The following is a 711-nucleotide window of genomic DNA, read 5'->3' as shown; positions in this document are numbered from 1 at the left end:
CCGCCCCCGGGACAAATACCGGGCAGCCATGCATCCACTCCGCCCGGCACGACGCGTGCCCGGGCACACCTCGCCGCACACCACCGCACAGCACCAGAGGCTCCGGCCGCCACCGGCAAAAAAGGGCGGGCACGCAGGCACATCGACGAACAACAGCGCCGGCGCCGGATCACCGGATCCCCGAACGCGCCGGAGCGTCCGGTCCGCTCGCGCCGGCCTCCGCTACGTTGACGGCATGGCCGCCAACGTAGCCGAGTACGAACTGACCGCCCCCTGGACGGGATTCATCGCCGAGCCTCCGGCCGGCGGCAGCCGTGCCGGTGTGCTCGTCCTGTCCGGATCGAGCGGCCGCATCGAACGCGAACGCTGCCGCCTCTTCGCCCGTGCCGGCGTGAGCGCGGCAACGGTCCGGTGGTTCGGCGGACCCGGGCAGCCGCCCGGCATCTGCGAACTCCCGCTGGAAACCCTCGTGGAGGCGACCGGTCTGCTGCGCGAACGCGGCGCCGAACGCGTCAGCATCCTGGGACTCTCCAAGAGCACCGAGGCAGCGCTGCTGGTGTCCACCCTCTCCGACTGCGCCGACGCCGTGATCGCGCTGGCCCCCTCGTCGGTCGTCTGGGCCAACGTCGGCCCCGGACACGACGGCCGGCACCACCCCTACCGGTCCAGCTGGACCTGGCAGGGACACCCCCTGCCCTTCGTCCCCTACAC

Annotated in this window: 1 pseudogene; it reads left to right on the top strand. The window is 72.4% G+C overall.

The features are described 5' to 3' along the window. Positions 1-235: 235 nt before the first annotated feature. Positions 236-711: pseudogene (locus JHN45_RS52350) on the top strand (acyl-CoA thioesterase); the annotation flags it as partial.

Origin of the sequence: Streptomyces sp. MBT53, assembly GCF_016654115.1 — a bacterium.
In the GTDB taxonomy this organism is placed as follows: Bacteria; Actinomycetota; Actinomycetes; order Streptomycetales; family Streptomycetaceae; genus Streptomyces.
This window is presented reverse-complemented; position numbering and strand designations above follow the sequence as displayed.